At 35.0% G+C, this 24,031-nt stretch carries 21 protein-coding genes; 5 read left to right on the top strand and 16 right to left on the bottom strand.

Annotation, left to right across the window (positions count from 1 at the left end):
• Positions 1–266 precede the first annotated feature (266 nt).
• The gene (locus AAGV28_RS07330; protein WP_373406170.1) at positions 267–455 is read right to left on the bottom strand and encodes a hypothetical protein; all 189 of its coding nucleotides are present in this window, start codon (positions 453–455) and stop codon (positions 267–269) included.
• A gap of 102 nt (positions 456–557) precedes the next feature.
• Between AAGV28_RS07330 and AAGV28_RS07335 the strand changes: the two genes are divergently transcribed.
• Both AAGV28_RS07335 and AAGV28_RS07340 read left to right on the top strand, forming a co-directional pair.
• Positions 558–761: a hypothetical protein gene (locus tag AAGV28_RS07335; protein ID WP_373406171.1), complete on the top strand. Its 204-nt coding sequence runs from the start codon at positions 558–560 to the stop codon at positions 759–761.
• Positions 762–2,002: 1,241 nt separating this feature from the next.
• Positions 2,003–2,251, top strand: coding sequence for a hypothetical protein (locus tag AAGV28_RS07340; RefSeq protein ID WP_373406172.1), 249 nt, complete (start codon positions 2,003–2,005; stop codon positions 2,249–2,251).
• Positions 2,252–3,038: 787 nt separating this feature from the next.
• On the opposite strand, the gene clpB is transcribed toward AAGV28_RS07340, so the two are convergent.
• Positions 3,039–5,657 carry an ATP-dependent chaperone ClpB gene (gene clpB / locus AAGV28_RS07345; protein WP_373406173.1) on the bottom strand — a complete coding sequence of 873 codons (2,619 nt, stop codon included), beginning with the start codon at positions 5,655–5,657 and terminating at the stop codon, positions 3,039–3,041.
• A gap of 147 nt (positions 5,658–5,804) precedes the next feature.
• Here clpB and ytxJ point away from each other — a divergent pair, with 147 nt between their 5' ends.
• Complete coding sequence (gene ytxJ, locus AAGV28_RS07350) at positions 5,805–6,194, top strand: bacillithiol system redox-active protein YtxJ (protein WP_373406174.1); 390 nt, start codon at positions 5,805–5,807, stop codon at positions 6,192–6,194.
• Positions 6,195–6,652: 458 nt separating this feature from the next.
• On the opposite strand, the gene secA is transcribed toward ytxJ, so the two are convergent.
• The 4 genes from secA to AAGV28_RS07370 form a co-directional block, all read right to left on the bottom strand.
• Positions 6,653–10,000, bottom strand: coding sequence for a preprotein translocase subunit SecA (gene secA, locus AAGV28_RS07355; protein ID WP_373406175.1), 3,348 nt, complete (start codon positions 9,998–10,000; stop codon positions 6,653–6,655).
• Between the two features lie 80 nt (positions 10,001–10,080).
• On the bottom strand, positions 10,081–10,302 hold the full coding sequence (locus AAGV28_RS07360) for a DUF2795 domain-containing protein (RefSeq protein WP_007138072.1): 222 nt from the start codon (positions 10,300–10,302) through the stop codon (positions 10,081–10,083).
• Between the two features lie 161 nt (positions 10,303–10,463).
• Positions 10,464–11,033 (bottom strand): cob(I)yrinic acid a,c-diamide adenosyltransferase, encoded by a 570-nt coding sequence (locus AAGV28_RS07365; RefSeq protein WP_373406176.1) that lies wholly within the window; start codon positions 11,031–11,033, stop codon positions 10,464–10,466.
• Between the two features lie 107 nt (positions 11,034–11,140).
• Positions 11,141–11,827, bottom strand: a complete 687-nt coding sequence (locus AAGV28_RS07370; protein WP_373406177.1) for an ABC transporter ATP-binding protein — start codon at positions 11,825–11,827, stop codon at positions 11,141–11,143.
• A 274-nt stretch (positions 11,828–12,101) separates the two neighbouring features.
• Between AAGV28_RS07370 and AAGV28_RS07375 the strand changes: the two genes are divergently transcribed.
• Complete coding sequence (locus AAGV28_RS07375; RefSeq protein ID WP_373406178.1) at positions 12,102–12,767, top strand: hypothetical protein; 666 nt, start codon at positions 12,102–12,104, stop codon at positions 12,765–12,767.
• A 64-nt stretch (positions 12,768–12,831) separates the two neighbouring features.
• Here AAGV28_RS07375 and AAGV28_RS07380 read toward each other — a convergent pair whose 3' ends face one another.
• From AAGV28_RS07380 to AAGV28_RS07425, 10 genes are all read right to left on the bottom strand, one after another.
• The gene (locus AAGV28_RS07380) at positions 12,832–13,635 is read right to left on the bottom strand and encodes an O-methyltransferase (protein WP_373406211.1); all 804 of its coding nucleotides are present in this window, start codon (positions 13,633–13,635) and stop codon (positions 12,832–12,834) included.
• Between the two features lie 90 nt (positions 13,636–13,725).
• On the bottom strand, positions 13,726–14,397 hold the full coding sequence (locus AAGV28_RS07385; protein WP_373406179.1) for a 3-keto-disaccharide hydrolase: 672 nt from the start codon (positions 14,395–14,397) through the stop codon (positions 13,726–13,728).
• 36 nt (positions 14,398–14,433) lie between these two features.
• On the bottom strand, positions 14,434–14,769 hold the full coding sequence (locus AAGV28_RS07390) for a cupin domain-containing protein (RefSeq protein ID WP_373406180.1): 336 nt from the start codon (positions 14,767–14,769) through the stop codon (positions 14,434–14,436).
• A gap of 61 nt (positions 14,770–14,830) precedes the next feature.
• On the bottom strand, positions 14,831–16,189 hold the full coding sequence (locus tag AAGV28_RS07395; protein WP_373406181.1) for a glycoside hydrolase family 28 protein: 1,359 nt from the start codon (positions 16,187–16,189) through the stop codon (positions 14,831–14,833).
• 50 nt (positions 16,190–16,239) lie between these two features.
• Positions 16,240–17,790, bottom strand: coding sequence for a glycoside hydrolase family 43 protein (locus tag AAGV28_RS07400; RefSeq protein ID WP_373406182.1), 1,551 nt, complete (start codon positions 17,788–17,790; stop codon positions 16,240–16,242).
• Positions 17,791–17,801: 11 nt separating this feature from the next.
• Positions 17,802–19,199: a Gfo/Idh/MocA family protein gene (locus tag AAGV28_RS07405; protein ID WP_373406183.1), complete on the bottom strand. Its 1,398-nt coding sequence runs from the start codon at positions 19,197–19,199 to the stop codon at positions 17,802–17,804.
• 868 nt (positions 19,200–20,067) lie between these two features.
• Entirely contained in the window at positions 20,068–20,265 is a 198-nt protein-coding gene (locus AAGV28_RS07410) for a bile acid:sodium symporter (protein ID WP_373406184.1), read from the bottom strand.
• Between the two features lie 242 nt (positions 20,266–20,507).
• The gene (locus tag AAGV28_RS07415) at positions 20,508–21,338 is read right to left on the bottom strand and encodes an OmpA/MotB family protein (protein ID WP_373406185.1); all 831 of its coding nucleotides are present in this window, start codon (positions 21,336–21,338) and stop codon (positions 20,508–20,510) included.
• Positions 21,339–21,411: 73 nt separating this feature from the next.
• The gene (locus tag AAGV28_RS07420; protein WP_373406186.1) at positions 21,412–22,401 is read right to left on the bottom strand and encodes a glycosyltransferase family 2 protein; all 990 of its coding nucleotides are present in this window, start codon (positions 22,399–22,401) and stop codon (positions 21,412–21,414) included.
• Positions 22,398–22,862 (bottom strand): type I restriction enzyme HsdR N-terminal domain-containing protein, encoded by a 465-nt coding sequence (locus tag AAGV28_RS07425; RefSeq protein WP_373406187.1) that lies wholly within the window; start codon positions 22,860–22,862, stop codon positions 22,398–22,400. The genes AAGV28_RS07420 and AAGV28_RS07425 overlap by 4 nt, the downstream gene beginning before the upstream one ends.
• Positions 22,863–23,007: 145 nt before the next feature.
• On the opposite strand from AAGV28_RS07425, the gene holA reads away from it, so the two are divergent.
• On the top strand, positions 23,008–24,012 hold the full coding sequence (holA, locus tag AAGV28_RS07430; protein ID WP_373406188.1) for a DNA polymerase III subunit delta: 1,005 nt from the start codon (positions 23,008–23,010) through the stop codon (positions 24,010–24,012).
• Positions 24,013–24,031: the final 19 nt, after the last annotated feature.

Genomic DNA, 24,031 nt, shown 5'->3' on the forward strand with positions numbered 1-24,031 from the left:
AATATATAATACTGATTTTTAAACCCAATCGGACTAAAAACAGCTTTTTTTTTACTAGAAACTTTGCCATACTAATAGCGAGGCGCTCCTTTCGATTTTGTAGGCGACACCTCTGTTTTGGCTAGACGCGCCTATAATATTGGTCGGTGCGCCTATAGTTTTTATAGGCGAAGCCTTCATTTTAGCTAGGCTTGCCTACGTTTTTGATAGGCACGCCTAACCATTTAGTAGGTATTGCCCAAAAAAGGTTTAGGCACGCTATAGTTTTAGTATGGCGCGCCTATAGTTTTAGTAGGCACGCCTATGGTTTTAGTAGGCACGCCTACAGTTTTAGTAGGCTCGCCTATAGTTTTGGTAGGCGTGCCTATGATTTTGGTAGGCGCGCCTATAGTTTTAGTAGGCTCGCCTGTAGTTTTGGTAGGTGCGCCTATAGTTTTTATAGGCGAAGCCTTCATTTTAGCTAGGCTTGCCTATGTTTTTGATAGGCACGCCTAACCATTTAGTAGGTATTGCCTAAAAAAGGTTTAGGCACGCTATAGTTTTAGTATGGCGCGCCTATGCTTTTGGTAGGCGTGCCTATGGTTTTGGTAGGCGTGCCTATAGTTTTAGTAGGCACGCCTATGGTTTTAGTAGGCACGCCTACAGTTTTAGTAGGCGTGCCTATGATTTTTGTAGGCGCGCCTATAGTTTTAGTAGGCTCGCCTATAGTTTTGGTAGGCGCGCCTATAGTTGAGGTAGGGATTCCTGGTTATAGGAAATAAAGACAGTGCGCCATACTGCTAGAATTCATTTAATAGCCCAAACTCCCCACAAACTTGTCCTGCTGACGAAGGAAGCATCTCCGTAAGAAACTCACGATAGTTAGATTTTTTGCTTACTGTTGCGGGCACAGAATACAATTCTGCTAACGGTTACGTATATGCGAGCTATCGGGTTAAAAGCCGATACTCACAGCCACAAAGTCAGAGACTTAGCGGAACTGGATAATTTTTTAGCAGCCCAACTACCCACAAACTTGTCCTGCTGACGAAGGAAGCATCTCCGTAAGAAACTCACGATAGTTAGATTATTTGTTGAACTTATAGCTCCGCAAAGTCTCTGACTTTGAGGAAGTGTAAAGCTGTCTCTTACAGCTGTATAGCTATAGTTATTTTATCGGTTAAAAACCGATACTCACAGCCACAAAGTCAAAGACTTAGCGGAGCTGGATAATTTTTTAGCAGCCCAACTTCCCACAAACTTGTCCTGCTGACGAAGGAAGCATCTCCGAAAGAAACTCACGATAGTTAGATTATTTGTTGAACTTATAGCTCCGCAAAGTCTCTGACTTTGAGGAAGTGTAAAGCTATCTCTTACAGCTGTATAGCTATAGTTATTTTATCGGGTTAAAAACCGATACTCACAGCCACAAAGTCAGAGACTTAGCGGAGCTGGATAATTTTTTAGCAGCCCAACTCCCCACAAACTTGTCCTGCTGACGAAGGAAGCATCTCCGCAAGAAACTCACGATAGTTAGATTTTTTGCTTACTGTTGCGGGCACAGAATACAATTCTGCTAACGGTTACGTATGTGCGAGCTATCGGGTTAAAAACCGATACTCACAGCCACAAAGTCAGAGACTTAGTGGAGCTGGGGGATTAGTAATTTTTGAATGATATTATGGAAAACAAACGTTCTAAATAGCCCTGATGGTAGCGGCATCCTCTTGTGGAAGCGATAGCGAACACAAGAGATAGAGCGAACAGCAGGAGGGAAGTACTTATGGAATACTCTCGTTATGCTCCTTTAAAAAAATAGCTGTTCAGGGGGAATTAAAACATTTTCAGAAAAACACAGAATGTAGGCTTACTCAATTTGTACGCAAAGTTAGCTGATGTTTATGTAAACAAGGAATAATGTAAATTATTGAAATAATTTTATAAATTTTGTTGAATTATTAATATCATCTTTGTATTGAGCTGTACGCAGTTACTACAGTATTAATTTAATAAAACAATTATCATGAAAAATTTTAAAACAAAAAAGAGTATTGGTTTCTTAACATTAACCATTCTTGTAACAATGGTGGGATGTAAAGACAAAGCTGTAGAAAAAGAGGTAATTGTGATGCCTGCTTCAACAACAGAAAGTACAACAATTATTGAAAAAGAAGCTTCTCCAGCTGATACTACTAACACTACAAGTATCACGCTAGATAATAAAGGTTTAAAAGTTGAAGCTGAAAAAGTAGATGTAAAAATAGGAAATTAGTATTCCTTTATAGATAGTTGAAATAAAATAGTGTTGGTTTTTACCTCACAAATTATATAAATTTTTTTATCTTATTCTTATTAATACAGATACCGTTTTGAATATAAATTGATCTTATTGTCAGTTCTAAAACAGTCGAGAACCATTATTGCAACTGGATTGCTATCGATGTGACAAAAAATAATTGGAATTTATCATATATCTAATTGGTATAATTATAAAATATAAGGTATGGCGGTTTTTTTACATTGCAACAAATTATACACATTAAATAAGTCGAAAGTTTTAAAGGCGTAAAGTCAAAAGAGGCTTTATTAGCTTAAATAACTACAAATTAATGTTTTAAACAAAAATATATCGTTTCAAAATACGACATTATATAGTTCTAACTACTCATTTCTCTTAGCATAGTTATTATGCTCCTAAATAAAAAAAACACCAGTCATTTGACTGGTGTTTTGGGTTATTGTATATCATAGCGAGCGATCAATGTCTTTAAGTTAAGCTTTTTCATTCGTCGCTTCGAGTAATTTTAAATAATATTGCGATAGCTTAATTATTTAAAATTGTATCGAGAAGCTTTATACAAACTAGAGTTCTCGATACGGGTTTACAATTTTCTGTCGCAAATTGTAAACCAACTCGAACAGACGAATCCTTAACTCAATGACATTGAGCGATCGATAGCGTGGCAATCATATTTACTAAGAGCAAGTTGAGCAACTTAGTGAGATTAGCTACGCTCCGTTCTCTTCGCTCGGGTGCCACGCTACGCGTGCAATGACTACTAATTGATCAACTCACTCTGGTTTCTAAAAACCAATTGCCCATCAAAAGCGTCCAAAAGGATGATGCTATCGGTGGTGATTTTGCCAGCCAGAATTTCTTTAGACAACTGGTTCAGTACCTCTCTTTGAATGACACGTTTTACGGGACGGGCTCCAAACTGCGGATCATAGCCTTTATCAGATAAATAAGCGATAGCTTGCGGTGTGGCGTCCATAGTGATGCCTTGTTGTGCCAGCATTTTAGTCACCGATTTGAGTTGGAGGCCCACAATTTGAGCAATATTAGCATTGGTCAACGGTGTAAACATCACAATTTCGTCAATACGGTTGATAAATTCTGGGCGAACAGTTTGTTTCAATAATCCTAAAACTTCCACTTTAGCAGCTTCGGTTGCGGCTTCGACACCACCTTTTATCCCGAAGTCTCGGGACTCAAATTTCTCTTGTATAATCTGGCTTCCCATATTAGAAGTCATGATGATTATGGTGTTTTTAAAATCGGCAAGGCGACCTTTATTGTCTGTTAAACGTCCTTCGTCCAGCACCTGCAACAAGATGTTAAAGGTATCAGGATGCGCTTTTTCGATCTCATCCAGTAAGATCACTGAATACGGTTTGCGGCGCACGGCTTCGGTCAATTGTCCGCCTTCGTCATAGCCCACATATCCCGGAGGTGCACCTACTAAACGGCTCACGCTGTGGCGTTCCTGGTACTCACTCATATCAATTCGGGTCATGGCATTTTCATCGTCAAATAAATATTCGGCTAAGGCTTTTGCCAATTCGGTTTTCCCCACACCCGTTGTTCCCAGAAACAAGAAGGTACCCACAGGTTTTTTCATGTCTTGTAATCCGGCACGGCTGCGGCGTACGGCATCACTCACGGCTTCATTGGCTTCTTCTTGACCTACCACACGGCGGTGTAATTCTTCTTCCAGATGCAGTAGTTTTTCTCTTTCGCCCTGAAGCATTTTTACCACAGGAATTCCAGTCCATTTGGCTACTACTTCGGCAATGTCTTCGCGGGTTACTTCTTCTTTGATTAGCGAACTTCCGCCTGCTTGATTTTCTTGTAATTCTTTGTGTAAAACGTCTAATCGTTCCTGAGCTTCTTTGATTCTTCCGTATCTTATTTCGGCTACTTTTCCGTAATCCCCATCGCGTTCGGCACGTTCGGCTTCGTATTTAAAGTCTTCGATTTCTGTTTTTACCGCCTGAATGTTATCCACCACATCTTTTTCTGATTTCCATTTGGCGAAAATTTTGTTTCGATCTTCTTTCAGGTTGGCTAGTTCCATTCCTAAAATCTTGAGTTTGCTCTCGTCTTTTTCGCGTTTGATGGCTTCAATTTCGATTTCCAATTGCATTACTTTTCGATCCAGAACATCCAGTTCTTCGGGTTTGGAATTGATTTCCATTCGGATTTTAGAAGCCGCCTCGTCCATTAAATCGATGGCTTTATCGGGTAAAAAACGATTGGTAATATAACGTTGCGATAATTCCACCGCAGCAATAATGGCCTCATCCTTGATTTGTACTTTATGGTGCGTTTCATATTTTTCTTTGATTCCACGAAGGATGGAAACCGCACTCTCCGTATCGGGTTCTTCGATAATTACTTTTTGGAAACGTCTTTCAAGGGCTTTGTCTTTTTCGAAATATTTTTGGTATTCGTCGAGAGTGGTTGCACCAATGGCACGCAATTCTCCACGAGCCAAGGCTGGTTTCAGGATATTGGCTGCATCCATAGCACCTTCGCCACCTCCGGCACCAACCAAAGTATGGATTTCGTCAATAAACAATACAATGTCTCCCTCGGCTGCAGTGACTTCTTTCACTACCGATTTTAAGCGCTCTTCAAATTCACCTTTGTATTTGGCTCCGGCAATCAAAGCGCCCATATCCAGTGAAAAAACAATTTTGTCTTTCAGGTTTTCAGGCACGTCGCCATCTACAATTCGGTGTGCTAAACCTTCGGCAATGGCGGTTTTCCCCACACCAGGTTCTCCCACAAGCATGGGGTTGTTTTTTGTTCTTCGGGTAAGAATTTGCAATACGCGTCGGATTTCTTCGTCACGACCAATTACCGGATCTAGTTTTCCTGATTTGGCTAATTCGTTCAGGTTTTTAGCGTATTTATTTAACGAATTATAGGTTTCTTCGGCAGATGCTGAGGTTACTCTTTCGCCTTTGCGCAATTCTTCAATAGCGGCTTTCAGTGCTTTTCCAGTAACGCCCTGATCTTTTAAAATTTGCGCCACTTTGCTTTTAGAATCGAAAATAGCTAAGATTAAATGTTCGATAGAAACATATTCATCGTTCATTTTTTTAGCGATAATTTCGGCTTCGTTTAGCGCTTTGTTGGCATCTCTGGAAAGCATCACATCGCCACCCGAAACTTTAGGGAAGTTTTGAATGGTGCTGTCCAGAATTTGCAAAAATAAAGGCACATTCACGTTCAATTTTTTCAAAATAAAAGGCGCTACATTTTCATCGACTTCAAATATGGCTTTAAAAATGTGTTCGTTTTCTATTTGTTGTTGTCCGTAACTTTGTGCGAGTTTTTGCGAAAGCTGAATGGCTTCCTGCGATTTAATGGTGAATTTATTTATATTCATGATTCGTATATTTTTGAGTTGCTATTTATTTATCTTTGCTGAACAACATTCAATTTGTATTCCATCGTAAATTTACAGTCAAAATGACATTATAATGATGATTTTTATCATAATAAAATGTCAAAATGACCTAAAACTAGTCAAAACATGAGTTTTTTTAAAGATATTTTTGGGAGTGATGAAACTCCTAAACAACCAGAAAGTAAAATGAACTGGGTACTGCTTACTGATATTGATCAGTTGGGTGAGATTATTTTCAATTCGAATGAGAAACCAGCGGTTATTTTTAAACACAGTACCCGTTGCAGTGTGAGTAGAATGGCTCTAAAACAATTTGAAAACGATTTTGATTTACAAGAGGAGGTTACGCCTTATTTTTTAGACTTAATCGCTTACCGCGAAGTTTCGAATGAAATAGCCAATCGTTTTAATGTGTATCACGAATCGCCACAAATTCTTTTAATAAAAGACGGAAAATCGGTTTATGATGCTTCGCATTCTGATATTATAGCAGGAGATTTGAAGGGAAGGTTATAACTAATCTATATCCCATCATCTGCATTAATAACAGAGTGAACATGGGAATCGACATTGATATCAATATAAGTGCAGTTTTTCTTCTTTGTGAAGTTTTCATTGTATATATACTTTTAAAATAAATTTAAAATAAATTTAAAATAAATTTAAAATATATCTTATAAATAATTGTTTTGGCTAATGTGATTGCTTCGTTCCTCGCAATTACTGGATGGAGGGTCTTACTATCGAGAAAATTACTCATGCTTACTAGTCCCGATCTGTCTGCCGACAGGCAAGTAGCAGTGAAAATCCTTTTTTGAAGTTCTTTCCGAAAAAAAGATTGCAACGAATAGCGGGAGGGATGCTCATTGAAAACACAAAAAGTTCTGCTCCTAAAACAAAAAAATCCCCGACTTTCATCGGGGATTTCTAAATTTATGCGGTCTGCAAACTGCCGACTGAATACTGCAAACTGATTACTCGTTAACAATAACCCATTCGCCAGTTGCTAATAAAGCTTCTGCTTTTTTGAATTTCATAGATTCCGTTTTTCCGGTAGCTATTTGTTGTACCGTTACAGTATCGTTGCGATTGATTTTTGGCATCTCTCTTACGATAGTTTCTGTTACCTGGCGTTGTTGCGTTTCCCCAGCTTCACGGTTCATGTTTTCGCTATTTGGAATTTCGTCTTTACTCAATTGTAATTTTTCTTTTGGACGAACTACTTCTCTTGCTTCTTCAATTTCTGGAGCCGATTGTTGCGGTAAATCTCCTTTGAATAAGAATGAAATTACTTCTTTGTTGATTCCGTTCAACATGCTGTTGAATAAATTGAAAGCTTCGAATTTATAGATAAGCAATGGATCTTTTTGCTCATGAACGGCTAATTGAACCGATTGTTTCAATTCGTCCATTTTACGCAAGTGTTTTTTCCAGGCTTCATCAACAATAGAAAGCGTGATGTTTTTCTCGAAATCAGCTATTAATTGTTTTCCTTCTGTTTCGTAGGCTTTTTTCAAATCAGTTACTACACTTAATGATTTTACACCATCAGTAAAAGGAACTACAATGCGCTCAAATTGATTACTTGGGTCTTCAAAAATATTTTTTACAATTGGGAATGCTTCTCTGGCACTACGATCACATTTTTCAGTGTAATAGTTTAAGGCTTCTTTATATACTTTTCCAGTTAATTCAATTTCGTTTAATCTTGTAAATTCAGCTTCCGTTACAGGAGAAGTTATGGAGAAATAACGAATCAAATCGAATTCGAAAGTTTTATAATCATTCGTTGCTTTAGTGTTTTGAACAAAAAGTTCGCAAGTATCGTACAACATATTAGCGATATCCAGTTTCAAACGTTCGCCAAACAAAGCGTGACGACGACGTTTGTAAACTACTTCACGTTGCGCGTTCATTACGTCATCATATTCTAATAAACGTTTACGAACACCAAAATTGTTTTCTTCTACTTTTTTCTGAGCACGTTCGATAGATTTAGTCATCATCGAATGTTGGATTACTTCACCTTCTTCCAATCCCATTCTGTCCATAACTTTAGCTACTCTTTCAGAACCAAATAAACGCATCAGGTTGTCTTCCAAAGAAACATAAAACTGAGAACTTCCTGGATCTCCCTGACGACCCGCACGACCACGTAACTGACGATCCACACGACGCGAATCATGACGCTCAGTACCAACGATTGCTAAACCACCAGCCGCTTTTACTTCTGGAGATAATTTAATATCGGTACCACGACCAGCCATATTTGTTGCAATAGTTACTACTCCGGCTTTTCCAGCTTCTTCAACAATTTGTGCTTCTTGCTTGTGCATTTTAGCATTCAAAACGTTGTGCGTTACACCGCGCATTTTTAGCATTCGGCTCAATAATTCAGAAATCTCTACAGAAGTTGTACCAATAAGAACGGGACGACCTGCATTAGATAATTGAGTTACGTCTTCGATAACGGCGTTGAATTTTTCACGAGTAGTTTTATAGATAAAATCTTCTTTGTCAATTCTTGCAATACCTCTGTTTGTAGGGATTTCAACAACATCTAATTTGTAGATTTGCCATAACTCTCCAGCTTCAGTAACTGCAGTACCAGTCATACCAGCTAGTTTGTTGTACATTCTAAAGTAGTTTTGCAAAGTTACCGTTGCAAAAGTTTGTGTCGCAGCCTCGATTTTTACGTTTTCTTTAGCTTCAATTGCTTGGTGTAATCCGTCTGAATAACGACGACCATCCATGATACGACCTGTTTGCTCATCGACAATCATAATTTTGTTGTCCATGATCACGTATTCTACATCTTTTTCGAATAAAGCATAAGCTTTTAAAAGCTGTGTTAAAGTATGAATACGTTCGCTTTTGATACTAAAATCTTGAAACAATCTTTCTTTTTCTTCAGCTTCAGCGTCTTTGTCTAATTTTTTCTTTTCGATATTGGCAATTTCAGTTCCAATGTCTGGTAAAACGAAAAAGTCAGCATCAGTATCTCCTGAAAGGAATTTGATTCCGTTATCAGTCAATTCTACCTGATTGTTTTTTTCTTCGATAACAAAATACAATGCTTCATCAACCTTTGGCATTTCGCGGTTGTTGTCTTGCATGTATTGGTTTTCGGTTTTTTGAAGCAATTGTTTGATTCCCTCTTCACTTAAGAATTTAATCAACGCTTTATTTTTAGGTAAACTTCTGTAAGCTCTTAAAAGTAAGAAACCGCCTTCTTTGGTGTTTCCTTCTTTGATTAATTTTTTAGCTTCAGTAAGGAAACCTGTTGCTAACTGACGTTGCAATCCAACAAGTGTTTCGATTTTTGGTTTCAACTCATTGAATTCGTGACGATCTCCTTGTGGAACTGGACCAGAAATAATCAATGGCGTTCTGGCGTCATCAATTAATACCGAATCCACCTCATCAACAATAGCAAAGTTGTGTTTTCTTTGAACCAAATCCGTTGGCGAATGTGCCATGTTGTCTCTTAGGTAATCAAAACCAAATTCGTTGTTAGTCCCATAAGTAATATCAGCATCGTACGCTTTTTTTCTACCTTCAGAATTCGGTTGGTGGTTGTCGATACAATCTACAGTCATTCCGTGGAATTCAAATAAAGGTGCTTTCCAGGTACTATCACGTTTTGCTAAGTAGTCATTCACGGTTACTAAATGCACTCCGTTTCCAGTCAACGCATTTAGATAAAGAGGCAAGGTCGCTACCAATGTTTTTCCTTCTCCTGTTTGCATTTCGGCAACTTTACCTTGGTGCAAAACCATTCCACCAATCAACTGAACATCATAGTGAATCATGTCCCAGGTGATTTCTTTACCAGCAGCATTCCATTTGTTTAACCAAACAGCTTTGTCTCCTTCAATACTAACATACGATTTTGTTGCTGAAAATTCACGGTCTTTTGCAGTGGCAGTAACAGTGATTTCATTATTGTCTTTGAAACGTCTTGCTGTTTCTTTTACTACCGCAAAAGCTTCAGGAAGAATATCCATTAAGGTTTTTTCTGATTCAGTATAAGCTTCTTTCTCCAGATTATCAATTTCGGTGTAGAGATCTTCTCTTTTATCAATGTCTTCAATTTTCTCCACTTCGGCTTTAAGTGCAGTAATTTTAGCATCAATTCCAGCACGTGCATCTTTAATTTTTTGTTTAAAGAAAGTAGTTCGCTCTCTTAACTCATCATGAGATAGCGTTTGTAAGTTACTTTCAAAAGTTTTTATTTTGCTTAAGTAGGGCTGTAAAGATTTTACATCTTTCTCCGATTTGTCTCCTACAAAAACTTTAAGAATGCTGTTTATGAAACTCATAATATATTTGTATTTCTAATTAATTGTATCTCTTTGTTGAACCAAAAAAAAAGCCTCTTTTGAGACTTTTTCTTAGTTTTTTAATATTCATCCTCGTTCCAAAGATAATCTTCGTCAGTTGGATAATCTGGCCAAATTTCTTCCATTGACTCATATATCTCGCCTTCATCTTCAATAGACTGTAGATTTTCTACTACTTCTAATGGAGCTCCTGCACGTATAGCGTAATCAATAAGTTCGTCTTTGTTAGCAGGCCAAGGGGCATCACTTAGATAGGATGCTAATTCTAGTGTCCAATACATCTTTTGTCGATTTAGTTTTGTGCAAAAATAAATTTTTTACTGAAAAAGACAAGTAAAAAACCATTTATTTTTAGTTAAATTTAAGAACGTGTTTTTTTAAGTGTTCAGTATTCAGTTTTTAGTGTTCAGACTTGTACTGTTTACTGCCTTCTGCAAACTGATTACTTTCTCGGAATCCATTTTACTTCCTCGGCGTTTAAATCAAAGGTCAACTTTCGTGCCAACACAAAAAGATAGTCAGAAAGTCGGTTTAAATAGCTAATAACTATTTCAGGAACGGTTTCATTGTGACTTAAGTGTACTGTTAAGCGTTCGGCACGGCGACAAATACAGCGTGCAATATGACAATGTGACACAGTAGAATGTCCGCCTGGTAAGACAAAATGAGTCATTTGCGGCAGTTCGGTTTCCATAGCATCAATTTCTTTTTCTAATAGTTCAATATCCGAAGGTATAATTCCTAATTTTTGTAAACGGGGAGTACCATTTTTTAAAGTTTCTTTTTCCGCTGGCGTTGCCAAAATAGCCCCAACGGTAAAAAGACGGTCTTGAATTTCGATTAAAATTGATTTATAATGCACATCTATATCCTGATCCCGAATTAATCCGATGTAAGAATTTAGCTCATCGATTGTTCCGTAGCTTTCTATTCGAATATGATCTTTAAGAACTCGAGTTCCGCCAAAAAGCGAAGTACTGCCTTTGTCTCCCGTTTTAGTGTATATTTTCATTTTATTTAAGATGCTAAGTTTCTAAGTTGCTGAGAAACTAAGTTTTTTGTCTTCTGTTCAACTGCTTTCTAAATTCTGCTAACTGATTACTGCCTTCTGAGCACTGCTTACTTCCTATTATCGCTTTCAATCAATCCATCACGTAAACGAATAATTCGGTGTGCATAAGCGGCAATTTCTTCTTCGTGTGTTACTAAAATTACTGTATTTCCTTGCGCATGAATGTCGCCAAAGAGTTTCATGATTTCAAGAGATGTTTTACTGTCTAAATTTCCTGTAGGTTCGTCAGCAAGAATAATGGAAGGTTTGTTGACCAAAGCCCGAGCAACAGCCACACGTTGGCGTTGTCCACCCGAAAGTTGGTTGGGTTGGTGATCCATTCGGTCAGCCAGATTTACTTGTTCTAAAACTTCCGTCGCTCTTTTATTGCGTTCTGATTTTGAATATCCGGCATAAATCATGGGTAATGCCACATTGTCCAGTGCAGTAGTTCGAGGCAGTAAATTAAAAGTTTGGAATACAAAACCAATTTCTTTGTTTCGAATTCCAGCTAATTCGTCGTCTTTCATTTTACTGACATCTTTTCCGTTTAAAATATAACTCCCCGAAGTAGGAGTGTCTAAACAGCCCAGAAGATTCATTAATGTTGATTTTCCAGAACCGGAAGGTCCCATAAGTGCAACATATTCCCCTTTATTAATTTCTAAATCAATACCTTTTAAGACATAAACGATTTCGTTTCCTAGTACAAAATCTCGTTTAATATTAGTTATTTTAATTAATGGTTTTGACATTTTTATATAAGATTTAATGCTTTGATGGACTTAGCCAGATATTTAAGTTTTGGTTTAAAAGTACAAAAGACTTTTGAATTATTAGTTAGTACTAATTCTTTTAAAATATACTGTAAAAATGAATTGTGATATTCATGTAATTTGAGTCTTTTTTTGAGTAATTCAGTTTTTTTGTAGCTCTATCATAATTTTTTTGATTAGTTGTATAATTATTGGATTAAAATTGAATATGATGCAATTCAGTATAGTTTTGTTGAAAATTAAATAAAATATTATGAAAAGAAGTGCATTATTATTAGGAGTTGCGTTGATCGCTTTAGGATTTACGTCTTGTAAAGATGAGAAAGAAGTTCAGGCGAAAAAAACAGTTGAAACATATGTAGTATATGTAGATTCTTTAGAAAATGTTTCTACTGAAGATGCTCAAACAAATTGGGAATCAATTGATGCAGTGTATCAATTAAGGGTATCTGAGGCTGAAACTGCTTTGGGAAATCTAAAAGAGAGCGCTAAAGAACAAGATGATATTAATGCAAGTAGAGCTAAATATGAAGCTTTGAAAGCTAAAATTCAAGCAGCGAATGCAACAGCTAATCCAGTTGTAAATTCTAAACAAAAATTGAGAAATACTTTGTTTGGAGATGGAAAAATGGGAGAAGACATGAGTTTTACTTGGGTAAATAAAGATAATATCTTAAGTGTTTACGAAGCTTTTTTTCAGTCATATAAAGACAATAAAGAGAATTTTTCTAGAGAAGATTATGATGAGATTAAAATGATGTATGAAGGATTAGATAGTAGAAAAAATACAGTTGAAAATGAAGGGTTGTCTTCTGATGACAATGCTAAAATTGCTTCTATAAAATTAAAGTTTGGTCCAATGTTTAAGATAAATAGAATGGGAGCTAAATCTGAAGAAATGGCTAAAGCTAAAGAATAATTGATTTATATAACTTTAGTTATTAATTCAGGAAATGACAGTCAGTAATGGCTGTCATTTTTTTTTAGATACGAATGATAAAATGCTCTTTGGGTTGTTCTTGTCTAAAGAAAACTAATCCCCACTGAAAAGTATCAATGGTTACGGTAACTTTCGGGTGTTCTTTGATAATTTTCCAAGCTGCTTCCATTTCAACTGACCAATGAATATCATCAAAAATCCAAACGCTGTCATTTGTAATTGTGGGTAATAAAAGTTCGAAATACTCTAAAGTAGCTTTTTTCGAATGATTGCCGTCGAAGTAAATCAGGTTGTGAGTTGTGAGTTGTGAGTTGTGAGTTGTGAGGTATGCTGAAAATTCAGTCGTAATAAATGCTACATTATTGACGTTCAATTTTTGCAATTGTTTTTTTGCGATTGCCATTGTATTTGAACAGCCTTCTAATGTTACAATTGAAGCTTTTGTCCCGTCCCGAAGCGTCGGGATTCGGGATCCTAAGGCTAAGGCAGAAGTAGCTAATCCTAAGGAAGTTCCTAATTCTAAAATGTTCTCTGGCTGAAAATAATGTGTAATTCGATATAATAATTCCGCACGTTTTGGAGAGATTCCTGCTGTTTTGGCTATCTGGGCAATAATTCGGGTATTCGAATTAAATATTCTAGAACCAGCTCCAAAATCAGTGACTTCAATGCTGTTTTTGTTTTTTAAAAGTGTGTTGCGGTATTCTTGTAAAATAGCGTATTCCTTCTTTATTTTTTTATCATAAAAACATTTAGTAATCAAACTGAAAACAAAAGGGGAGTGCACCGCATGCTCATTTTTAGAATACCAAAGGAATTTTAGATAGGATTTAATTTGGAATAGCATTGAATAATTTGACATTAGATTTAGCAAAAATAGAAACCTCAATTTTCACAAAATAACGCAAACTGATTTGTGAAAATTTGCGGTTAATTTTTATTTATAATTTTTAATATTCACTTTTCTAAAATCAATAGGGAAACCTTCATATTGCAATAAAATTCTACCTTCAGTAACCGAAGATTCGTTGCCTTTATTTACTAATTTACCATTTAGCTTTTGAGTGATTTTGCCATTTTTTGAAATAACAACTAATGTGTTCCATTCTCCAATAGTTTTTTCGGCTTCAGCAAATCGTTTGGCAACCACACTTTTTCCTGGAGTGGTTTTAGTTCCGTTGATGTTTAAAGTGACTTCTTGCAGCAAAACAAAATCTCCGGTTGCTCCTTCTTTTATCTGGAACTGAATTCCTTTTGGCCATAAAACATCAGGAGTTTCAGATGGAACAAGATACATTACACCGCTGTTTTTGCTATTGTTTTTTTTAGTAAAACTAGTGTCAGTATTCCAACGGTATTCTACTGTTAGTCCAAAATTTCGAAAAGATTGCTCGGACATTAGATAACCCGCTTTAGGGCCATACATTCGAATCCAATAGTTTTCTACCGAAAAAAGATCAGCAGCATTAGTTTGTTTGCCTTTTTCTTCGCCAAAAGCATACCAGCCTTTTAAGTCTTTTTGGTTAAAAAGTGCGATGCGTTTTTGAGCATTACTGTTTTGTGTAAATACTAATAAGAGAATAAAAAGGAAACGATATGTAGCATTCATAATGATGTTTTTTATTTTCGAAAATTGGAAATACAACTAAATAAAATCTTTTCGAAGTGGAGTGAAGCTATCTACCAGTTTTACATATTCGGTCAAGGTTTGAATGCTGTGATTCAAATTGGATTTAATTTTAAAAACATCTCCTTCGTTCAAAAGGTATTCTCTGTCTTCCACAAACAATTTCAACGAACCTGATGCTACATAAGTAATTTGTTCGTGAACATGTTGGTGCGGTGGATCTTGAACTTCCATTGGCCCGTTGAGGAATTCAATGATTGTTACCATTAAATGATCCAAATGAACCACTTTTCGCAATAAGGACGGATTTGAATTTACCGCTTCAAAACCTTCGTTGTTTTTTATTACTTCCATAAGTTTTTGTAAATAGGAGGCTCAAAGTACTAAAATATTTTTTGGATATTCTAATGTTCAGTTAATTTAGTTGATAAACATTTTTAGTGTCTTCCTGAACTAGCCAAGGTCTTTTATCTTCTAATTTTGCAGTTATTTTACAATTTTTAAAAGTAACAGTATCGGTATGTCTTACAAAAAAGCCAAATGCATTCGTATTCCCAAAATAACTGCCTTCGGGATATTTTCCATCGTATTCCATAACCGTTTGATTGGTCGTTTGAATTCCTCCTTTCAATTCGAAATTTAGATTTTCAAAAGTCACATTCTGAATGTTATGCCCTTTTATTCCTGTAATTATCGAAGGATATTGTTGGGTGAAATCAGTTCCCGTTATATTTTTAAAATGAATATTTGAAATAGCTCCAATGCGGGTTTTTCTATTAGGAACTGTTCTTTTTCTATCGGCCAAAAGGATAAAAATGGCTTGTCCACAATTTGAAATTTGGCAATCACGAAAATTTAAATTATCAATTACTGCTCCATCCATGGATTCTATACAGAAAGCTGAATTTTGATAGGCGTTTTTCAGTGTAAGTTCAGAAACATCAAAATTCATAAAACTTCCTAAGCCATCGGTACCGAGTTTGAAGCAGTTTCCAGCTTTTACATTTAATTTGTCCAAGGTACATCTTCTTATAATAATGTCTTTACAGCCGTATTCGCTACCGCTTTTAAAACAAATACCATCGTCTTCTGATTCAATATAGCTGTCTTCGATGAGTACTTTATGACAATCAACAATGTCAATACCATCACGATTTGGTGTAAGCTGTCCTGTGTTAACTTTTATCTTTTGAATAATAATATTTTCCGATTCAATATAAACTTGAGTCCAACAAGCAGGTTTAATAAGAGTTATATCAGATACAGTAATGGTATTACAACCTACAAAGGCTAGGATAGAAGGACGGTCTTTTTCGGTACCAATTTCTTTTACATGCATCCAGGGTTCAAAATCACCTTGTCCGTTAATACTTCCTCCTCCAGTTATGGTTACATTTTTAACTTTATTACCATAAATTAATCTTCTTTGACAATCTTGTAGCATTCTATTAGGATATTTTGTATCAATAAGATGGTGTGGATAATCTTTTTCATCATCTGATTTTATACCTAAAATAGTTGCTGAAGTATCAATTTTTAAGGTTAAATCGTTTACTAATAGCAATTGTCCAGTTAGAAAGACACCTTTTTCTAAAAGTACGGTGCCCCCTGTTTTTTTACAAGCATCAATAGCTTTTTGAATGGCAGCTTGGTCATTTGTTATTCCGTCTCCTTTTGCACCAAAAGCATAAACATTATAAACTGATTTGTTGCTTTGTGCATTGATGAATATGAAAGAGAGTAAAAAGAAAAGTATTATGCTGTTTTTTTTCATGGTTTAGAAATAGTGCTAATGATTATGAGAAAGTAAAAAAAGGGATCAAGTTATTTAGGACCGTCATAATTGTAATGAAAAAAATTAAATGCTGCAGAACCTCCATCGCTTAATTCATTATAACTAAATAATGCTATGCGACTGCCTTTCCAATAACCAAATTCGGCATTGAAATCGGGTCCAATAGCTTTGAAATTTTTATTATCCATACTATAAAAGAAATGATTTTTTTGCTGTATATAATCGAGTTTCAATTTAAAGTAAACAGTTTTGTGTGTAATGATCACTTCTTCCTGTTTTTTGTCTTTTCCTTCAAAAAACACATATAATTTTCCTTTATGATTTTTAACTCCAATGGAATTATAAGTTTTAGACATGCTGCTTAAACCTGCTTTTTGTCCTGAAATCATGTTATTAACATCCATTTGAACCGTAACTTCTCCAGTATTTCCCATTACTTTTTGAGTTAAGGTATTATAAGCTTCCATGATGTTTGCGGCTTTTTTAGCTTTTAATACTAACCATCCTTTTTTGTCTGTTAACGACCAATGTGAATCTATTGGATTATGATTCCATTGCCATTGAAGGCCTAATTCTTTTGTATTAAATTCATCATCCGATTGTGGAGCGATTATTGGAAAATGGCCACCAATATTAGGTTTTTTCCATACGGATACAGGTTCACCAATACCATTTCGGTCAATGTCAATTCCTATAACAGGCCAGTCGTCATACCAAAACATAGGCTGTAAATGTAATACACGACCTAAAGCGCCTGCTGATTGAAAATGATAAAACCACCATTCACCATTTGGGGTGTCAACAATTGCTCCTTGATGTGGACCATTAATAGTAGTGCTTCCTTTTTCTAAAACGACTCTTTTTTCATAAGGGCCATAAATGTTTCTTGAACGTAAAATAGTTTGCCATCCTTCTGAAACTCCACCTTCCGGAATACTTATGTAATAATAGTTATTGCGTTTGTAGATTTTAGTTCCTTCGGCTACAGGGCCTGTATAAACTGTTTTGCCTTCATTCAGCAATTTTGTTCCATCAGCACTCATTTTGTGAATAATGATGGGGCCAGCACCATGTACACTATGTCCCAGATAGGCTTGACCATCGTCATCCCAAAAAGGACAGGGATCTTCCCATTTTTCAATATCTTTTACAAGTAGAAGTGGAGACCAAGGCCCTTCAGGATTGCTTGCACTGGTCATAAATAAACCTTCATTGATAGTACAAAAATAAACCCAAAATTTATTATCGTGATAACGAATTGCTGGAGCCCAACTGCCTCCAGCATATCTTTTGAAAGCATCATAAGCTGGAAAATCCAGACGATTGTATATTCGACCAATAATTTTCCAATTAACCATATCCTCTGATTCCTGAATAGTCATACCCATATAATGAAATTCAGAGCAAATCATATAATATTTATTTCCAAATCGAATGATATCCGGGTCAGAATAATCGGCATTTATAATTGGATTTATATAAGTCTCATTTCCTTGATCTGCCCAGGAACCTCTTTTTTGACTGTAGGTTAGTGCTGAAATAAGTACAATAAAATATAAAACAAGTATGTTTTTTTTCATTTATTAGAACGCTATTTTCCTCTCTTAGGCATTGGTGTTAAATCGGTTAAATTAGCAATTTTTATGGGATTTCCCGTTTCAATACTATTGCGGGCAGCAATACCGATTAAGACAGACATAGCCCCGTCTCTACTTCCTGCTGATCTTCCATAAGGGTCAACAGTATCAGCAGTTTTAAATATTTTATCATGAAGTCGTTGATCGCCTCCTCCGTGTCCTCCTTTTTCAGTTGGAACCGTTACTTTTTCGAAATCTTTCCAAAGTTTATGAACTATAATTGTTTCATGATTCGCTTCTTCTAAAGCAGATTGTTCCATTTCTTTGGCATGCATTTCAGCTTGATCCACCTTTGTTCTTTTATCGTACGGAATATCTAATGAAGCTTCAATACGTCCTTCGGTACCGTTGAATGCTAATCTCCATCCTTCAAAAGGAGAATAGGTTGTAAGTGAATAGTTTACAATGGTGTTATTAGCATATTTTATTTGAGCCGACATTTTATCATAAATATCAATTTCTTCTCTAAAAAGACAGTTGTCTCTAATGTAGCCATCGTGTTTTTCATTGGCAACATAAAGATCCATGGAGTGCTTGTCTTTAGTTATGTCATAATAGTAATCGCAAGTAGTTTTATGATCGCAACTTCTACAATTTTCACCTCTAAAAGGATTATTTTTTCCATAATGTTCTAAATCGCCCAAGGCAAAAACTTCTAAAGGATCTGAATCAAGCCACCAATTAATAAGATCAAAATGATGGGTAGCTTTGTGTACCCAAAGTGAGCCTCCGCTGTCTTTTTGTCCGTGCCATCTTCTAAAATAAGAAGCACCATGATAGGTGTTTAAATACCAATGAAAATCAACAGAAGTAATTTTTCCAATCGTATTATTAGCTAATAATTCTTTGATTTTTGTACTATACGGACTCCATCTGTAGTTAAAACCCACAATCAAATTTTTACCTGATTTTCTTTCAGCATTTAGGATATCTTGACATTTATTTTCGTCGGTAGTAAGTGGTTTTTCAGTAAGTACATCATAACCTGATTCTAATCCTTTAATAATGAATTGGTGGTGTGTAGAATCTTTTGTGGTAACAATAATTAAGTCAGGCTTTGTCTTTTTTAACATGTCGTCAAAATTCACAAATGTAGGGCAGTTAACGCCAATGAATTTTTTGGCATATTCTAATCTTCCTGGATTGATGTCGCTAAGGCCTACAAATTCAAGAATATCTGAATATTCCTGAACTAATCTTTTTCCCCAAAAACTGATTCCCCTGACCCCTGTTCCAACAAGGACAATCCTGAGTTTTTTAGTGTTATCAAAATCAAAAGAACTAAGAGGAAATGCCGTATAAGCGGCTAGCATGCTTACAGATGTTAAAAATTTTCTTCTTGTAATTTCCATAAATTGTGGTTTTGGTTAATTAATAATGATTGGTTTTTTAAATGTAATTAATTTATTGATAACTTGGTATGTCTAGATTTTTTTTTATTGAAAATAAACATTTTTTTGACAGAATAATTTTTGGTTAAATAAAATTTAAAAAAATCATCTGATATTTTTTAAATAGTAACAGATGATAATTTTGTGTGAAGTAACAATGATAATGTGTCATGAACTAGACAATCTTGCTTCTTCTTTTCTTCAAGTTCTGCTTTTTTTCTCCAATAATTGGCTAGTAAAGAACAAGAAACATCATACAGGGACTAAAAATTGCTTACGCTAAACCAAGAGTGGTTAATTTACCCGTGGATCCTGCTAGACCCGAAGCCATTCTTCCGTTTTGTAAACCACTTCAAAAGCTATGGTACGACTGCTATTTTTACCCAAAGCACAATCACGACTTAGATAATAGCCAAAGAAATAACCAACCCATTATGAAGAATTGCCACTATGAAAAGTGAAAAACCTTTTTTTCAATAAATTGTCCCTACCAGCTGCGGTTGTTACCAAAGTGAAATGTATAATTCCAAACATCGAAAAATAAGGCATTAAACTATCAATTTTTGGATGCCCTTTGTAAAAAATGAATCAGGAAAGCTCCAGCAACAAAACCGCTGATTTCGATTAAATGAGCTATAGTGCTATTGTTTTCGTAAGTGAAATAGCTGTTAAAGAAAAATAATATTCCTAGCCAAATAGCGGATAAAATACTTTAGATATCAATTCTTTTTCGGGTAGTTTTTCCGTAGTTTTTAAGGATATCATGAACCATGGCTGCTGTTATTGAAACTAAAACTATTTTGATAATTTTCATCTTCATGTTGAAAAACTACACTTCGACCATAGCTTCAGCAAATATTTTTATTAAAAATGGTGTCATAATTGGCGCAGCTAAGCTAGAAATAGCAGTTACTGTAACCGATAAAGCCGAATTTCCTTTGGCGATATAAGTCATTACATTCGAAGCTAAACCACTACTACAAGAACCAATATGTAAAAAGGTTTGGGGTAAATCAATCCTGCTCATACGGTAGTGATAATCCAAAAAGTATATTGGTGACCACTCATAAGTTTGCTATGTCCACTACCAATGGTTAAACAGGAAAAAACAGTAATTAAACTAATTTTCCAAATGTAAAAACCCAACCCGCAGCAGCAAGGATAAATAAGACAGAACAAGCCCAAAGAAAAAAATTACGCATAGAAAATGGTATAAAAAAAAACGTCCCGAAAATTTCGGGACGTTTTTACTATATTGAAAGACAAAAATTATTTTTGTTTTTTCATTTCTTTTTCCACCATATCGTAGAACTGGTCAATTTTAGGTAAAACAAGAATACGAGTTCTTCTATTTTTAGCTCTATTTTCAGCTGAAGTATTTCCAACTAAAGGAACATAAGAACTTCTACCCGCAGCGATTAATTGCTCTGGCTTAACACCTAATTCGTTTGTTAATACACGGATAATAGAAGTAGAACGTTTCACACTTAAATCCCAGTTGTCTAATAAAACACCGTTTCCAATATAAGGAACACTATCAGTATGACCTTCAACCATACATTCGAAATCTGGTTTGTCATTTACTACTTTAGCCACTTTAGCTAAAACACTTTTTGCTCTGTCACTTACGTTGTAACTTCCCGTTTTGAATAGCATTTTGTCAGAAATAGAGATGAATACCACTCCTTTTTCAACATTGATTTCGATGTCTTCATCGTTTAATCCTACTACGCTTTTTAAACTAGTAACAACAGCAAGAGTAACACTATCTTTCTTAGTTAATGCATCTTGCATTCTACTAATTTTTAAATCTTTTTCTTTGATAGATTCTAAAGCTTTTTCAATATTTTCAGCACCTTTTGATGTCAAAATAGTCATGTCTTTAGACGTGTTGATTAATGTTTGATTGTGTTCTTTCAAACCTTCAACTCTAGCAGCAAGTCCTGCTTTTTCTTCAAGACAAGAATTTAATTTTACTGTAGCAGTATTCAATAAATCTTGAGTTTCTTTATTTCTTGCTTCTAGTTCAGTGTATTTCTTTTTAGACACACATGAAGTTAAAAGAGCAAGTACCGAAAGGGCCATAACAACTTTTTTCATAAATTTTATTAGTTTGAGTTTTTACAAATTTAGTTTTTAATGTTTACAAATTAAAGATAAATTAATGTTAAAATTATTTAGCAAAGACCTTGCCATTATTTATATAGTAATCAATAACGATGCTTTTAACATTATAGTATCTTTTTGATTGAAAAATTCCTCTTTTTTTGTAAGTTTTTGAAAATAAAGCGTAAAAAGCAAAATGTGCTTTTAAAATAGCGAAAAAATGACTGAATTTTCCTTTAGAAATAAAATGAACTCCTGCAACACCATCTAACAACATTCGAATAAATAAAACCGAATATAAATTTTCTTTCGGTAAGTTTTTTACCAGCATTAATAAAGAATTTCTGAAATTCAAAAATGTTTTCTTTGGGTTTCCTTGTTTCAAAGTAGCACCACCTACATGATATACAACCGAATTTGGATTGTATTTTATAATATGACCGTTGTTTTTTGCACGCCAACACAAGTCTATTTCTTCCTGATGTGCAAAAAAATCATTATCAAAACCTTTTAATTCATGATATATTTTACTTCGAATAAAAAAACAAGCTCCTGAAGCCCATGTTATTTCGCAAGTGTCATTATATTGTCCGTTATCTTTTTCGATAGTTTCAAAAATACGACCACGACAATAAGGATAACCGTATTTGTCTATAAATCCGCCAGCTGCACCAGCATATTCAAAGTATTCTTTGTTTTTAAAATCCAATATTTTCGGTTGAATAATAGCTGTTTTAGGTTCGTTTTCGAATGTGTCTAAAATAGGACTCAACCAGTTTTCAGTCACTTCAATATCTGAATTGACTAAAGCATAAATTTCGGCATCAATATGTTGCAACGCTTCATTATAACCTTTGGCAAAACCATAATTACCATTGTTTTTCACCACTTTTATGGTAGGGAAATTTTTCTTTATAAAAGAAATAGAATCATCAGTCGAAGCATTATCGGCCACATAAATTTCAGCTTCTGAGGAATATTGAATGATGGAAGGCAAAAATTGTTCTAATAATTGTACTCCATTCCAATTGAGAATGACAACGGCTATTTTTTTCAAAGTTTCTGTGTATTTGCTATATTATAATCGGGAAGTTCAGACTGAAATTCATATTTTTCATTCTCATAATCCATTTGGCAAAAATAATGATTCAATCCATTGCTCACCATCAAAAAATTAGATTTCATTGTCATGTTGTAGCGTGCAATTTGGTCAAAAGTTCCTTGCGTAATTTTTACTTCAGGCGCTTTGCATTCCACTAAAATATGAATAGATCCATCAGGATTGAATACCACCACATCATATCTTTTTCTTAATCCGTTCACCAAAAGCACTTTTTCGACATTAATTAAGGATTTTGGATATTTTTTTTCTTCCAATAAAAACCGAACCACATGCTGACGAACCCATTCCTCGGGAGTAAGAATGATAAATTTTTTTCTGATTTCATCAAAAATAGCCACTTTATTTTCGCTATTTTTGAATCGAAAGTTATACAACTGAAAATTGAGTTTTTGCATGGTGCAAAAGTAAGACTTTTAGAATAGAGAAAAAAGAGAATAGATGTTAGACGAAGAGATAAAAAAATTTAGAAAAGAAAAAATAGAATGTGAGCTTTTTAGAGATCAGAAATCTAAAATCGTTAATCTATAATCTAAAATCTCAATGGACGAAGTCATAAAAATTGTAAACGATATAAAAAGTGGAAATATTAAACCCATTTATTTTTTGATGGGCGAAGAACCTTATTATATTGATAAGTTATCGGATTATATAGAAGAAAATATTTTATCAGAAGACGAAAAAGGTTTCAATCAGACGGTGATGTATGGCAGGGATGTATCGGTTGAAGATATTGTTTCGACATCCAAACGCTATCCGATGATGGCCGAACGTCAAGTCGTGATTGTAAAAGAAGCTCAGGATTTAACAAAAACAATTGACCGATTAGAAAGTTATGCCGAAAACCCAATGCCATCAACTGTTTTGGTACTTTGTTACAAATACAAAACCCTGGATAAAAGGAAAAAAGTGACTAAGATGATTGCCAAATCAGGAGTGATTTTCGAAAGTAAAAAATTATACGAAAATCAGGTTGGCGATTGGATTAAGCGCGTTTTAGCTGGAAAAAAATATGCTATTGAGCCTAAAGCTTCGGCAATGTTAGTGGAATTTTTAGGAACCGATTTGAGTAAAATAAATAATGAACTGGAGAAATTACAAATTATTTTACCCAAAGGAAGTACCATTTCGCCTAAGGATATTGAAGAAAATATAGGTTTTAGTAAAGATTTTAATGTTTTCGAATTACGAAAAGCCATTGGAGAACGCAATCAATTGAGAGCGTACACCATTGCTGAAAATTTTGCCAATAATCCAAAAGACAATCCGATGGTGGTTACCACAAGTTTGGTTTTTGGATTCTTTGTGCAATTATTAAAATACCACGGATTGAAAGATAAGAACCCAAAAAATGTGGCATCTGTTTTAGGAGTAAATCCGTTTTTCTTAAAAGAATACGATGTGGCTTTAAAAAATTATCCGATGCGAAAAGTAAGTCAGGTTGTGGCTTCGCTGAGAGAGATTGATGTCAAAAGCAAAGGAGTGGGGGCTAACGCCTTGTCTAACGCCGATTTATTAAAAGAAATGCTTTATCATATTTTTAATTAGCCATTAAATTTAGCGATAT

It is taken from the genome of Flavobacterium zubiriense (assembly GCF_041729725.1).
Lineage (GTDB): Bacteria > Bacteroidota > Bacteroidia > Flavobacteriales > Flavobacteriaceae > Flavobacterium > Flavobacterium zubiriense.